This is a genomic window from Aeribacillus sp. FSL K6-1121 (genome assembly GCF_038003725.1).
GTDB classification, from domain to species: Bacteria; Bacillota; Bacilli; order Bacillales; family Aeribacillaceae; genus Aeribacillus; species Aeribacillus composti.
The window spans coordinates 144769-158297 of sequence record NZ_JBBOPS010000001.1 but is presented as its reverse complement, the minus strand read 5'-3'; the positions used below and the strand labels follow the sequence as shown (position 1 = coordinate 158297).

The following is a 13529-nucleotide window of genomic DNA, read 5'->3' as shown; positions in this document are numbered from 1 at the left end:
TGCTATTCTTGGAAAGGGGATGGATAACATGATTATAGAAAAAATCATGCAAAAAAACGTACTCACGCTTTCTCCGGATCACTCGATCCAAGATGCTTTAAACTTAATTAAAAAAGCTAGAATCAAGCATATTCCGATCATCAGCGAAGAGAATACCCTTATTGGCATTATATCAGACAGAGATATTCGCGATGCTGCTCCCTCTATATTAAGTAAAAATGAAAAATTGGATGCGCTTTTAAACAAGCCAGTTAAAAACATTATGAAAACCGATGTCATAACCGGACACCCTCTTGATTTTGTTGAAGATGCTGCTACGATTTTTTATGAGCATAAAATCAGCTGCCTCCCCATTACTACAAATGGCAAGCTTGTCGGAATTATTACCAAAACAGATGTTTTGAATACGTTTGTAAAGTTGACTGGAGCCCATCAGCCCAGCTCCCGAATTGAAGTAAGAGTTCCCAATATAACCGGAATGCTTTCAGAAGTCGCAACAGTATTTCATAAAGGAAAAGTAAACATTTCCAGCGTTTTTGTGTATCCGGAAGAAAACGAAAAATTCAAAACACTAGTTTTTCGGGTGCAGACGATGAATCCAATGGGGCTTATTACTGAGCTTGAGAAAAAAGGTTATACCGTTGTATGGCCTCATATGATGGGGGAATAACATGAAAGACAGCGTGTTTATTTATTCCCCTTTATTTTTAAATTATAAATTTAGTAATAAGCACCCATTCAACCAGCTGCGAGTAGAATTAACAGTTGATTTGCTAAAAAAATTGAAAGCGCTTGAAGATGATGAAATAGTTGAACCAAGATTTGCAACAGATGAGGAGCTGGAGCTTATTCATGATGCCGGCTATATTCGTGCAGTAAAACAGGCAGGGGAAGGAAAGCTGTCTGAGCATGAAGCTTTAAACTACGGACTTGGTACGGAAGATACACCTATTTTTCAAAACATGCATCAGGCCAGTTCTCTTATTGTTGGCGCGACATTAACAGCAGTTGATCATGTCATGATGGAAAAATCGAAGCATGCTTTAAATTTAGGCGGAGGTCTTCATCACGGCTTCAGGGGGAAAGCGTCTGGATTTTGTATATATAATGACAGCGCAGTGGCGATTAAATATATTATCGAAAAATATGGGGCAAGGGTGCTGTACATTGACACGGATGCGCATCACGGAGATGGTGTTCAATGGTCGTTTTACGATGAGCCAAACGTTTGCACACTATCTATTCATGAAACTGGGCGATATTTATTTCCTGGGACAGGAACAGTTCATGAGCGGGGACAAGGTTCTGGATACGGTTTTGCCTTTAATATTCCGTTAGATGCATTTACCGAAGATGAATCATGGCTAAAAGTTTACAAAGAGGCCGTTACAGAAGTTGCAGAGTACTTTAAGCCTGATGTCATCGTCACTCAAAACGGAGCTGATGCCCACTATTTTGATCCACTAACTCATCTTCACGCCAGCATCAATATTTACCGGGAAATTCCGAAGCTTGCACATGAAATTGCCCATAGCTACTGCGATGGAAAATGGATAGCTGTCGGCGGAGGAGGCTACGATATTTGGCGGGTTGTTCCAAGAGCTTGGTCGCTCATTTGGCTGGAGATGAAAAATTTAAGCTGCAAAGCACAAGGGGCTCTTCCGAAAGAATGGCTGGAAAAATGGCAAGAGAAATCTCCCGTTGAATTAATCCCAACATGGGAAGATCCCGATCCGTTATATCAACCGATTCCAAGGAAAAAAGAAATTGAAGAAAAAAACAATCACACTCTTGAATTGGCTCTGCAATTCATCCGGCAGCAAAGGGAATATAATGCAAAAAAAAATGTTAACGGCCAAACTTTTTAAAAAAGCTTGGCCGTTTTTTCTTCAGCTTAAAAAGATTATGATTTTGTCGATTGCCGAATTTCAATACGATGCGGGAGTTCAACAATATGATTATCTACTTCCTCTTTGTTCATCAATTTTGTTAACAGGCGCATCGCAACCGCACCGATATCGTAAGACGGTTGGACAACGGTTGTTAATCGCGGACGAACCATAGTCGCCAAACGAGTATTGTCAAAGCCGATGACATCAAAATCTTTCGGAATTTCATAGCCTTTATCTTGAGCGGCATGAATCACGCCCAATGCCATTTCGTCCGTTCCAACAAAGATTGCAGTCGGTTTTGGCGACAGCTCCAACACTTTGTCAAATGCTTCAATCCCGGATTCGTAGGAATAATCTCCTTCTACTACAAATTGTTCATCGTATTTGATCCCTGCCTCTTCAAGTGCACGTATGTATCCTTTAAGTTTTTTCACTTTATTCACAGGCTCTTCCATCGGCCCGGATACATAGGCAATATGTTTGTGTCCTTTATCGATTAAAAACTTAACCGCATCATAGGCTGCCTGTTCATAATTGATATTAACAGAAGGCAGTTCATTGTTCTCATCAAAAGTTGATGCAAGCACAATAGGAACCGGTGAACGTTTAAATTCTTCCACATGCTCCTCTGTAATATTGCCGCTCATAAATACAATTCCATCCACTTGTTTCCCTAAAAGGGTGTTAAGCAAATGCAATTCTTTTTCTTTATTTTGGTCAGAATTGCTTAAAATAATATTATATTTATACATCGTTGCGATGTCTTCAATCCCGCGAGCCAATTCTGAATAAAATGTGCTTGATACATCCGGTATAACAACACCTACAGTCGTCGTTTTTTTGCTAGCCAGCCCTCTTGCGACAGCATTTGGCCGATAGCCGAGACGCTCAATCGCTTCCAATACTTTCTTTCTAGTTGTCGGCTTTACATTCGGGTTGCCGTTTACAACTCGTGAAACTGTCGCCATTGAAACGTTCGCTTCACGTGCAACATCATATATCGTCACATTATTCATGATCAACACTCCTCATCTAAATGATCTATATCAAATAAATAACAGTCTCTTCCGTATAACTCTTATCATACGATACAAAGCATTCGTCCGCAATGTGCTTGACGTGTTTTCTTATATTTTTACCTTTTTCGTTAAAAAAATATGTTCATTAAAGTATATCCTTCATTAAATAATGTAAACGATCTACGCAAAAAAAGGAACCTTAAAAGGCTCCTTTTTTAAAAAATAGACGATATTCAATTAGGCATTTACTTTCGCTAATGGTCTTAATTCAGAAATAAACTGATTGAATTGCTCAATATTCATTTGCTGCGCAGAATCTGACAAAGCTACTTCCGGATCCGGATGAACTTCAGCCATAATACCGTCTGCCCCAATAGCAAGAGCAGCTTTTGCAGCAGGAATTAGAAGGTCTTTCCGGCCTGTTGAATGAGTGACATCAACTAATACAGGCAAATGTGTTTCCTGTTTTAAAATCGGAACTGCTGTAATGTCCAGCGTGTTTCTTGTAGCGCGTTCATACGTGCGAATTCCGCGTTCACAAAGAATGATTTGATCGTTACCTCGAGAAATAATGTATTCCGCAGCATTCATAAATTCTGATAACGTTGCAGAAAGACCGCGTTTTAACAATACAGGCTTGCGAACAGATCCTGCTGCTTTTAACAATTCAAAGTTTTGCATGTTCCGTGCCCCGATTTGGATGACATCGATGTAATCAAGGGCTACATCAATATCTTGAGGCGACACAATTTCACTAATAACTGCCATATCAAACTCATCAGCAATTCTTTTTAAAATTTTTAAGCCTTCAATACCTAAACCTTGGAAATCATATGGTGATGTTCTAGGTTTAAATGCACCGCCTCTTAGAAGCTTCAAGCCTTGTTTCTTCGCTGCTTCCGCAACAGCAGCTACTTGCTCATAGCTTTCTACCGCACAAGGACCGACAACAAAGTATTGGCTGCCATCCCCGATTTTTTCGCCTTTGACGTCAACGATTGTATTCTCTTTCTTTTTCTTTCTTGATACTAACAATGCTTTGCGATGATCGTCCTCTTGAAGCTCTAATGCCGCTTTAAATATTTCCTTAAAAATATGCTGTAAAGTGGAATCTTCAAATGGACCATTATTATGTTCTTTTATTAAATCGAGCATTTTTCGTTCACGGACAGGATCATATCGGTTAACTCCTTGCGCTTCTTTCGCTTTCCCAATTTCTTGAACAAGCTTGCCTCGCTCGTTAATTAATTTTAAAATTTGCAAATTGATTTCATCAACCCGTTCCCTAAGCGCTTCTAATTCTGTATTGCTCATTTTTTCCACCCTTTCACATCCGTCAAAATTTTAAGCATTTGATTTTAATTAGGGTTTATTATAAACCATATTCCTTGAAATGTCACTAAAAATTTCTTTATCGATTAAACGCTTTTAAGTGGTAAAGCGTTTATTTTTTTCAAAATATTTTCTTCAGTTCTTCACAAGTCATTTTCCAATGATCATCATGCCAGATAAAATTATTATACAATATTTGGGGGATTTATATTTCATTTATATTATGTTTCAGTTATGGAATCGGACAATTCTTGTACATGTAAACTAAATGATTAGGGCTTTGGCAATCAGCAGCAAAAGCTTAAAATTCTTGAAAACCTTGCCGGCTGATGGACTTGTAACACTGTTCGAAAAATATTCCCCATGAAAATTTTCACGCTCTTTTCCTCTATTCGCTGCCTATTTTCCTGTAAACGAAAATCATCGGCTTGTTTGCCGATGATGATTGTCTTGCCAAACCTATGACTTTGTTTCTTTATTGTTTTCGCTTTGAAGCTCTTCATCTGAGGCTTGTGAAGTGTCAGTCAAATTTTCTGTTTTCTGACTTTGTTCGTCGTCAAGCTCGGTGTCAGCGGATTCTGAAGGATTTTCTTTTTCAGAAATTTCATTTTCATTGCTTCGTTCCTTTATTTTTTTTACCAAGCCCTCAGACTGCTCTTGGATTTTCTGTTGAATATTTTGTGATTTTTCTTTTGCCAAGCTGATAAACTGTACTCCTTTTTCATATGCTTCGCTTGTAATTTTTGATGTTTTTTCCTTCACTTTTCCCGCCTGATCATTAAAATTTTCGCGAAGCTCTTTTCCTGACTTTGGCGTAAGCAATAATGCGGAAGCTGCCCCAACAACAGCGCCTATAATAGAACCTATTATGAACCCTTTTTTATTCGTGCTTTTTTTTGACATGTTTGCGCCTCCTGTTTTTTAAGTAAAATTAATTAATCAGTTTGCTTCTTTGATCGTTTTCTCTGCTTTACTTTATCAATCAATTCCATCACAGCATTTGTCCACTGGATGGCTTGAGCAACTTTTTCTTCATTTTTTTCCAATTGTCCAGTTACACTCGCTGAAACTTTTTTCATAGACCGATTAAATTGTTGAATGGATGTTCCAATCTCTTTTACGGCATCCACCACTGAGTTGACCTTCTCAGATTTTTTCTGAATGTCTTCCGCCAATTGGTTTGTTTTATGAAGCAAATCTGTTGTTTCTTTTGTAATGCCCTCCACCTGCTTTTCAAGGCCCGCAAGCGTCCCGGCTACTTGATCGAGTGTAATGCGCAGAGATTTTAATGTTTTGGCTAAATAAACAACTAACACTGTAAAAGCTACGGCTATTAGCGCAATGCTTGCATATAATATGAATTCCAACTGCTGCACCTCCAAGTAAAACCAATAATACAATTCCCTAATTTTTCGGAATGCAAACATAAAATCTGCAATCATTTATCTATTCGACATTTTGTCAATTGAATCCTTTCGATCATATCAAAAATAGAACAAGTTTTAAATCCAATCAGGAAACGCTACAATATTATTGTATAACGAAAAAAAAGGAGGCCGGCAAGTTGAAAGATCCAAGAATCGAAAAATTGGCAAAAATTTTAATTCATTATTCATGCCAACTGCAAAAAGGCGAAAAAGTGCTTATTGAAAACTTTGGTCTTGAGAAGGAGCTTGTGATTGCTCTCATCCGCGAGGCTTACAAAGCTGGCGGGCATCCGTTTGTTTCCATTAAAGATCATCAAATAAACCGAGCTTTATTGCTTGGAGGACAAGAAGAACAATTCGAAATGATGGCTGATTTCGAAGCAAATGTCATGAAAGAAATGGACGCATACATAGGCCTCAGATCAGGCAAAAACATTAATGAATTTGCTGACGTTCCAGAAGAAAAAATGAAGCTGGAAGGCAGAACAATCGGGCAAAAGGTGCATCGTGAAATCCGCGTTCCGAAAACAAAATGGGTGGTTCTCAGATACCCGAATGAATCCATGGCACAGCTTGCAAAAATGAGCACAGAAGCGTTTGAAGACTTTTATTTTAATGTCTGCACTCTTGATTACGAAAAAATGGATAAAGCGATGGATGCGCTTGTTGAACTGATGAACAAAACTGACAAAGTACATATTAAAGGTCCTGGCACTGATTTGACTTTTTCAATCAAAGATATTCCTGCGATTAAATGTGCAGGACGCATGAATATTCCTGACGGTGAAGTATTTACAGCGCCTGTTAAAAATTCTGTGAACGGTACCATTACGTTTAATACGCCTTCTCCGTACCAAGGATTTACATTTGAAAATGTTCGGTTAACATTTAAAGACGGAAAAATCATTGATGCGTCAGCTAATGATACAAAACGATTAAACAGCATTTTGGATACAGATGAAGGAGCAAGATATATCGGTGAATTCGCCATCGGTGTCAATCCATACATCCTTCACCCGATGCAGGACATTCTGTTTGACGAAAAAATCGCTGGAAGCTTCCACTTTACGCCAGGGCAATGCTACGATGAAGCGTATAATGGCAACCATTCCAATATCCACTGGGATTTGGTCGTCATTCAGCGTCCGGAATATGGAGGCGGAGAAATTTATTTTGACGACGTATTGATCCGAAAAGACGGACTGTTTGTCATTCCGGAATTGGAGCAGCTAAATCCTGAGAATTTAAAATAGTGCATTCTTCGCTATAAAAACAAAACGACTGTAACATTTTTTGTTACAGTCGTTTTGTTTTAAACACACAGCTTTTCATAGGCATCTTGATATTTTTGAATATCTCCTGCACCCATGAATAAAATAACGCTGCTTTCATGCTTTTTCAAAACTTTAATGTTCGTCTCATCGATTAACTCTGAATGTTCAATTTGCGCCTGCAAATCTTTAATCGTGAGGTTCCCTATGTTTTCACGGGCAGAGCCAAAAATTTCGCATAAGTATACTTTGTCGGCGCTTTTTAAACTATCCGCAAACTCATTAAGAAATGACTGTGTTCTTGAAAAGGTATGAGGCTGAAAAACAGCAACAATTTCCCGGTCAGGATATTTTTGCCGCGCAGCTTCAATTGTTGCTTTTATTTCCGTAGGATGATGGGCGTAATCGTCAATCAGCACTTGTCCTCCGAAATTTTTGGCGCTGAATCTTCTTTTTACGCCTTTAAACGTTTTGACGCGCTCCTGAATAACATCAATTCCAATATTTTCGTATTGGCATAACGTAATAACCGCCAGCGCATTTAGAACGTTGTGATCCCCGAATGCAGGAATTTCAAACGTGCCGTAAAACGTATTCCGAATATATACATCAAATACAGTTCCCGTTGTGCTTTTCACCACATTTCTCGCTTGAAAATCGTTTTCCTCATGAAAACCGTAATATAATACCGGAACTTTCGCTTGTATTTCCTGTAAACGCTCATCATCTCCGCAAGCGATAATTCCTTTTTTCACTTGTAAAGCCATTTGCTGAAAGGCTGAAAAAACATCATCCAGATCACGATAATAATCAGGGTGGTCAAAATCAATGTTCGTCATAATCGCATAATCCGGATGATAGGATAGAAAATGGCGCCGGTATTCACATGCTTCAAAGACAAAATATTTGCTGTTTTGAACTCCTTTTCCCGTTCCGTCTCCAATCAAGTATGAGGTAGGAAAAGCACCTTGCATAACATGAGACAGCAAACCGGTTGTAGATGTTTTACCGTGCACGCCAGTTACCGCTATGCTTGTGAATTTGTTCATCAATTCCCCTAAAAATTTGTGATAGCGGTAAACCGGCAATTGAAGTCTCTTTGCTTCTTCAATCTCCTCGTGTGTATCTGGAAAAGCATTACCAGCTATTACAGTTAAACCAGGGTGAATGTTATTTTTCGAAAAAGGAAATATTTGAATTCCCCGTTCCTCCAAGCCTTTTTGTGTAAAAATATATTTTTCAATATCAGATCCTTGTACATTTTCATTCATATCATGAAGGATTTGAGCTAAAGCACTCATCCCTGTTCCTTTTATGCCAACAAAATGATAAGCAGTCATATAAGAACCTCCAACAATCGTCTATCTGTAAAATAATATATGACGAATGACTAGTTTTGCAACTATAATATTTATTTCCTGCAAGCTTCATAACGCAATATTGTATACTTTTAGTTTTACCTAATTGAAAGCAACGTATATCGTTTTAAATCGGCATTGCCAAAATCAGCCCAACATTTTAATAATATCATGTTCAGTACATCTCAACTACTCTCTTTTATTGTTTTCAATTGTTCTTCTGACACTAGCACGTCTCTCGGCTTGCTTCCTTTCGGCGGGGAAATGATCCCCTGCTCCTCCATTAAATCAATCAATCTGGCCGCTCTATTATAACCGATTCGAAAACGGCGTTGAAGGCTTGAAGCCGAAGCATGCCCCTGCTCTACAACAAACTCGCAGGCTTCATAAAAAAGATCATCTTCTTCTGCTTGGAAATTTGTTTTCGCAAGCAATTCCTCTTGTTTAAACAAATAATTGGGAGCCATCTGGTTTTTTACATGGTGAACGACGCGATCAATTTCATCATCAGAAACAAAAGTTCCTTGAACTCTTACCGGTTTTGCAGAACCGTTTTCTAAAAACAACATGTCTCCTCTTCCTAGGAGTCTTTCTGCACCGGAAGTATCAAGAATCGTTCTTGAATCTATTTGCGATGATACGGAAAATGCTATTCTTGTAGGAATATTCGCCTTTATTAAACCGGTTATAACATCAACAGACGGCCTTTGTGTGGCAATTAATAAATGGATGCCGCAAGCTCTCGCTTTTTGGGCAATCCGGCAAATCGCCTCCTCCACATCGTTCGGCGAAACCATCATTAAATCAGCGAGCTCGTCAATCACAATCACGATGTACGGCAATCGTTTCTCCTTTTCCTTGTCGCCGACTCGTTCATTAAATTTCTCGATATCTCGAACGCCTACATGGGCAAATAATTCATACCTTCTTTCCATTTCATCTACCGCCCATTTCAGTGCAGCAGTAGCTGCTTTTACATCCGTAATAACAGGGCTGACGAGATGAGGTATGCGGTTATACGGTGCAAGCTCCACCATTTTTGGATCAATGAGGAGCATTTTCACATCATTTGGAGTTGCTTTATAGAGCAGGCTGACTAAAATCGTATTGATACAAACGCTTTTTCCTGACCCTGTAGCTCCCGCAATCAAACCATGCGGCATTTTTTTCAAATCCGTCACAATCGGCTCCCCTGAAATGCTGAGGCCCAGAGCAACCGTTAACGGAGAGCGGTTGGCTTGAAAAGCTTTCGACCGTAAAATCTCTCTTAAAAAAACCGTTTTGCTTTTCCGGTTTGGCACCTCAATCCCTATTGTGTTTTTCCCCGGTATCGGAGCCTCAATCCGGATGTCTTTTGCAGACAAGCTTAATTTAATATCGTCTATCAAGTTAGTTATCTTGCTCACTTTTACGCCGGGTTCAGGATGAACCTCAAACCTCGTGACGGAAGGTCCTTGTGACACATTGACCACTTTTGCATTGACATGAAAATTTTGCAGCGTAAGATCGAGCAAATTCTTTTGCTTTTCTATCCACTGATCATCCGCTTCTTCCTCAAACGGCTGAACGTTCAGGAGGGTGAGCGGCGGAAACAAATAATTTTGCCGTTTTTCCTTTAATTCAAGCTTTCGTTTATCTTGTCCAAACATAATGACATTATATGGAATAATTGTCTTTTCGTTTTGATTTGATGAAAGCTTTCCTCTGGAAACAGGCTTTCGTCTGTCATCGGACTTTTTCTCTAAATGCTTTGGATCCGCTTCCTGTTTTAGGCTCGTCTCCTGTTTTGGACCTTCCTCCTGATTTAGATCTGTTCCTTGTTTTAGATCTGTCTCCTGTTTTAGATTCGTCCCCTGCTTTAGAACTGTCTCTTGTTTTAGATCCGTCTCCTGTTTTAGACCTGTCCACTGTTTTAGATTCGTCTCTTGCTTTGATCCCGTCTCCTGGTTTAGATCCGTCCACTGTTTTAGATTCGTTTCTTGCTTTGATTCCATCTCCTGGTTTAGATCCGTCCACTGTTTTAGATTCGTCTCTTGCTTTGATTCCATCTCCAGCTTTGAAGCCTCGACCGATTGAGCTTTCTCAGCTTCCCGCTGTTTATCCTCCGAAGGCGGTGCTGTTATTTTAAAATATGAATCCTCAGCTTCGTGATCTTGTGTTTTTGATATTTCTTTTTCATAATCGTTTTCATATTCTATCATTTCATTTATTTCTATTTCTTCTGCTGCAGCAAACTCCCTTTGCACTTCTTTTTGTTTTTCCAGATCATTGATGAAAATATCATGTACGTCTATGTCCGTCTGTTGCTGATATTGCTCTTCAATTTTTTTGAAAAATAAATCATCTCTATTCCTCGGTCCAAATCCAAAAATCGGTGAAGGGATTTCCGTTGGCTGAAAAGATTTTCTTTCCTTTTGTGCGCCTTGTGCACTATTCAGTCGAGACTGCTTGCGTTCAGAAGATGTTTTTGCTTTTGATTTTGCCGCATCCGCTGGGCGTCTCGTTTCTCGCAATGTTTCATCATCGGATATTAGCGGAAACCGAAAGTTTCCTTTCGGATATTGATATGTAACTCTAGCTTGCATCTCTAATCTATCGTCAGTTAATGATTGATCTTTTATTTTTTCAGTAGAATTGTTTTTATCTATCTTTCTTTCATATTCTTCTTCCTGATTATCGAAAAACAACCGCAACAGTTTTGACAACCAGCTCATCTATGATCACTCTTTCATTCATACTAATCTCATCCTATATTTTATCAATAAAAATACTTTTTGGAAGTTTAAAAAGCAATGACAAACATTAATATTATATTGCTAAAATCACAGATTTAAAAATAAATAAGACTCCCTGTATAAACAAGGAGTTTATTCTTTATTTTTTATATTTTCGATATACATAATTCGTTCAATCAGAGGCGGATGATCGTAACGTAAAAATTTCACTATTTTCGGCGGATTTATTTCGCTGCGGCTAAATTTCGCCAAATGTTGAAATGTTTTTACAGCCGCTTCCTCGTTTTTTGTCATTTCAATTGCATATAAATCCGCCTGTTTCTCTTGATACCTTGATACTATGCCGGATATAGGACTTGAAGCGAACGATAACATCCCCAGCAGCAAAAGAAATAGAGGAAGCGACGACAATTCACGTATAGATTGAATGTTCAGCCTTTTTCCCCATCGATTTGTACAAAAAATCATTAACCGATGAATGATATATAAACCTGCCAAGGAAAGAAGCAAATACCCGGCTATTCCGATATAGATGTGCTTCATCACATAATGTCCCATCTCATGAGCCATAATGAATAATATTTCATCTTCGCTTAATTTATTTAACGTCGTATCCCACAAAACGATTCTCGAATTTGATCCTATTCCTGTCACATAGGCGTTCAACGCATTTGTTTTGGAGGACATATCCACTTCATACACATGCTCCGCGGGAATATCTGCTTTGGAAGCTAGCTGTAAAATTTCTTCCTCCAGCTTTTTATTTTTCAACGGGTAAAAATCGTTGTACAGCGGATCAATGATTACCGGCTGAATAAACATTATAAACAATGTGAATGGTATCGATGCAAACCATGCCCAAAGCCACCAGCGCTTTTCAAATTTTCGAATAATGATGTATAGAAACGTGACGACAACCGCCATTAAAACATAATTCACAAGAAAATCGGTCACTTCATCCTTCAGCCACGAGTTCAACGTCTGGGTCGAGATTTGAAAATCCTTTGACAGTTTATAGTTCAGCCAGCTGACAGGTAATGTTAGTAAAGTGACAAGCAATGACAGCCAAAAATAGTATAAAGCTGTTTGGACTATAAAGAAACGGGATGCTGTTTCCGCCCATTGCTGAAATGTTTTTGAAATCCCAAAGCTTAGCACAATAAAAAAGATGATCCACTCTAACGGAATGGATATGAAAAATAACAAATTTTTTAATTGTGAATAATTTTCTGACAGCTGCAGCTCCTCTGTCGTTAAAAACGTTTTCGGATCAGCAGCAGTACCTTCAATTCCCTTCGGCAGCTCATAACCCGTCCAGAAGAATAAATAGAAGTATAAAATCAAACCGTAAACTGCATATAATAAAATGATCGTTAGAAGACTCTTTTTCAAGCCGAATACCCCCTTGAGCTTAACTCCCTCCTTTAGTAGTTTAGATAAAAAAACATCGTAATAGAACTGCTTTTCCAAAATATTTAGAAAAAGAAGCTGTAAAAAGATAAAACGGCAATTGAACACATAACTACAAAAAAGACGTTGGCTCCGAAATAAGCAGCAATGAACGCTGTAAATGCACCGACTGCTCCAAACAGGAAATCCTCGTGAATAAAAAAGACCGAGGGCACGATCAATGCACCTAATGTTGCATATGGTACATTTTTTAATACATTTTGCCAAAACGGAGGGAGATGTAATTGACTGAAAATAACAAAAGGAAGCATTCGCGGTATGTATGTCACAACGCCCATTCCGATAATCAACCAAAATATTTGGCTATTCATCTTGCTGCACCTCTAATTTTCTAAAGATACATTCCACAACAACGGAAGAAAATAAGGACGACAATGCAATAGACCAGCCTATAGACAGCCGTCCGGTCGTCAATAAAACGGAATTTATCACTGCAGATAATAAAGCTAGTACGATAATTTTCCGATGTTTTTTTAATGAAGGAACCAATAAGCCGATGAATAGGGCATATAGAGCAATTCCCATGCTTTCCTGTAAGAAAGCGGGCAAATTTTCTCCAACTATATAACCGATTCCAGAATTGATCACCCAGCTGCTATATGCCATCAAGCATAGTCCAAACATATATGGTGCTGTGACCATTTCCTGTCTGACAGCCGCAACTGCATATGTTTCATCTGTTACACCAAAGCCGTACAGAGCTTTTATCCATATGGAGTCTTTCTCCACTTTCTCATTTAATGATGCTGACATAAGGAAATGGCGAATGTTTACAATGAAAGTTGTCATAATAATTTCCCATGCACCAACATGCGCAGCAATTAGGCTTAATGACATATATTGAGCCGCTCCTGCAAAAACGATTGCACTCATCATCACCGTTTCCGCAATCGAAAGTCCCGTTCTTTCAGCAAGAAGGCCGAAAGCGATGGCAACGGGGAAATAGCCGATGGCAATGCTGATTCCTGCTTGAATGCCTTGGATTAATTCCGATTTATATTTTGCCAATGCTGCCGAATGCAATC

General features: G+C 38.8%; 12 protein-coding genes. 3 read left to right on the top strand and 9 right to left on the bottom strand.

All coding sequences use genetic code 11. The features are described 5' to 3' along the window. Positions 1-28: 28 nt before the first annotated feature. Both NSQ61_RS00765 and NSQ61_RS00760 read left to right on the top strand, forming a co-directional pair. A complete protein-coding gene (locus NSQ61_RS00765; RefSeq protein WP_063387339.1) occupies positions 29-670 on the top strand; it encodes an acetoin utilization AcuB family protein in 642 nt (213 codons plus the stop codon). Between the two features lies 1 nt (position 671). Continuing rightward, the gene (locus tag NSQ61_RS00760) at positions 672-1868 is read left to right on the top strand and encodes an acetoin utilization protein AcuC (RefSeq protein ID WP_063387338.1); all 1197 of its coding nucleotides are present in this window, start codon (positions 672-674) and stop codon (positions 1866-1868) included. A 35-nt stretch (positions 1869-1903) separates the two neighbouring features. Here NSQ61_RS00760 and ccpA read toward each other — a convergent pair whose 3' ends face one another. From ccpA to NSQ61_RS00740, 4 genes are all read right to left on the bottom strand, one after another. Continuing rightward, on the bottom strand, positions 1904-2908 hold the full coding sequence (gene ccpA / locus NSQ61_RS00755) for a catabolite control protein A (RefSeq protein WP_066248881.1): 1005 nt from the start codon (positions 2906-2908) through the stop codon (positions 1904-1906). A 240-nt stretch (positions 2909-3148) separates the two neighbouring features. Then, the gene (locus tag NSQ61_RS00750; RefSeq protein ID WP_063387336.1) at positions 3149-4225 is read right to left on the bottom strand and encodes a bifunctional 3-deoxy-7-phosphoheptulonate synthase/chorismate mutase; all 1077 of its coding nucleotides are present in this window, start codon (positions 4223-4225) and stop codon (positions 3149-3151) included. A 477-nt stretch (positions 4226-4702) separates the two neighbouring features. Then, entirely contained in the window at positions 4703-5146 is a 444-nt protein-coding gene (locus NSQ61_RS00745) for a YtxH domain-containing protein (protein ID WP_340805667.1), read from the bottom strand. A gap of 32 nt (positions 5147-5178) precedes the next feature. Continuing rightward, on the bottom strand, positions 5179-5610 hold the full coding sequence (locus NSQ61_RS00740; RefSeq protein WP_063387334.1) for a DUF948 domain-containing protein: 432 nt from the start codon (positions 5608-5610) through the stop codon (positions 5179-5181). Positions 5611-5807: 197 nt separating this feature from the next. On the opposite strand from NSQ61_RS00740, the gene NSQ61_RS00735 reads away from it, so the two are divergent. Beyond that, on the top strand, positions 5808-6923 hold the full coding sequence (locus tag NSQ61_RS00735; RefSeq protein WP_066248885.1) for an aminopeptidase: 1116 nt from the start codon (positions 5808-5810) through the stop codon (positions 6921-6923). Between the two features lie 59 nt (positions 6924-6982). On the opposite strand, the gene murC is transcribed toward NSQ61_RS00735, so the two are convergent. The 5 genes from murC to NSQ61_RS00710 all read right to left on the bottom strand — a co-directional run bounded on the left by murC (position 6983) and on the right by NSQ61_RS00710 (position 13527). After that, a complete protein-coding gene (gene murC, locus NSQ61_RS00730; protein WP_063387332.1) occupies positions 6983-8281 on the bottom strand; it encodes a UDP-N-acetylmuramate--L-alanine ligase in 1299 nt (432 codons plus the stop codon). 203 nt (positions 8282-8484) lie between these two features. Beyond that, entirely contained in the window at positions 8485-11013 is a 2529-nt protein-coding gene (locus NSQ61_RS00725) for a DNA translocase FtsK (RefSeq protein ID WP_340805664.1), read from the bottom strand. A 153-nt stretch (positions 11014-11166) separates the two neighbouring features. Continuing rightward, a complete protein-coding gene (locus tag NSQ61_RS00720; protein ID WP_339230274.1) occupies positions 11167-12426 on the bottom strand; it encodes a M48 family metallopeptidase in 1260 nt (419 codons plus the stop codon). A gap of 83 nt (positions 12427-12509) precedes the next feature. Continuing rightward, positions 12510-12815: an AzlD domain-containing protein gene (locus NSQ61_RS00715; RefSeq protein ID WP_066248892.1), complete on the bottom strand. Its 306-nt coding sequence runs from the start codon at positions 12813-12815 to the stop codon at positions 12510-12512. Further along, the gene (locus NSQ61_RS00710; RefSeq protein ID WP_340805662.1) at positions 12808-13527 is read right to left on the bottom strand and encodes an AzlC family ABC transporter permease; all 720 of its coding nucleotides are present in this window, start codon (positions 13525-13527) and stop codon (positions 12808-12810) included. Before NSQ61_RS00710 ends, NSQ61_RS00715 begins: the two co-directional genes overlap by 8 nt. Positions 13528-13529 lie beyond the last annotated feature (2 nt).

What these genes read in the sequence shown, in the direction of transcription:
- NSQ61_RS00765 (WP_063387339.1), top strand. Translation starts at nt 29, where the DNA reads ATGATTATAGAAAAAATCATGCAAAAAAACGTACTCACGCTTTCTCCG.
- ccpA (WP_066248881.1), bottom strand. Translation starts at nt 2,908, where the DNA reads ATGAATAATGTGACGATATATGATGTTGCACGTGAAGCGAACGTTTCA.
- NSQ61_RS00745 (WP_340805667.1), bottom strand. Translation starts at nt 5,146, where the DNA reads ATGTCAAAAAAAAGCACGAATAAAAAAGGGTTCATAATAGGTTCTATT.
- NSQ61_RS00760 (WP_063387338.1), top strand. Translation starts at nt 672, where the DNA reads ATGAAAGACAGCGTGTTTATTTATTCCCCTTTATTTTTAAATTATAAA.
- murC (WP_063387332.1), bottom strand. Translation starts at nt 8,281, where the DNA reads ATGACTGCTTATCATTTTGTTGGCATAAAAGGAACAGGGATGAGTGCT.
- NSQ61_RS00750 (WP_063387336.1), bottom strand. Translation starts at nt 4,225, where the DNA reads ATGAGCAATACAGAATTAGAAGCGCTTAGGGAACGGGTTGATGAAATC.
- NSQ61_RS00725 (WP_340805664.1), bottom strand. Translation starts at nt 11,013, where the DNA reads ATGAGCTGGTTGTCAAAACTGTTGCGGTTGTTTTTCGATAATCAGGAA.
- NSQ61_RS00715 (WP_066248892.1), bottom strand. Translation starts at nt 12,815, where the DNA reads ATGAATAGCCAAATATTTTGGTTGATTATCGGAATGGGCGTTGTGACA.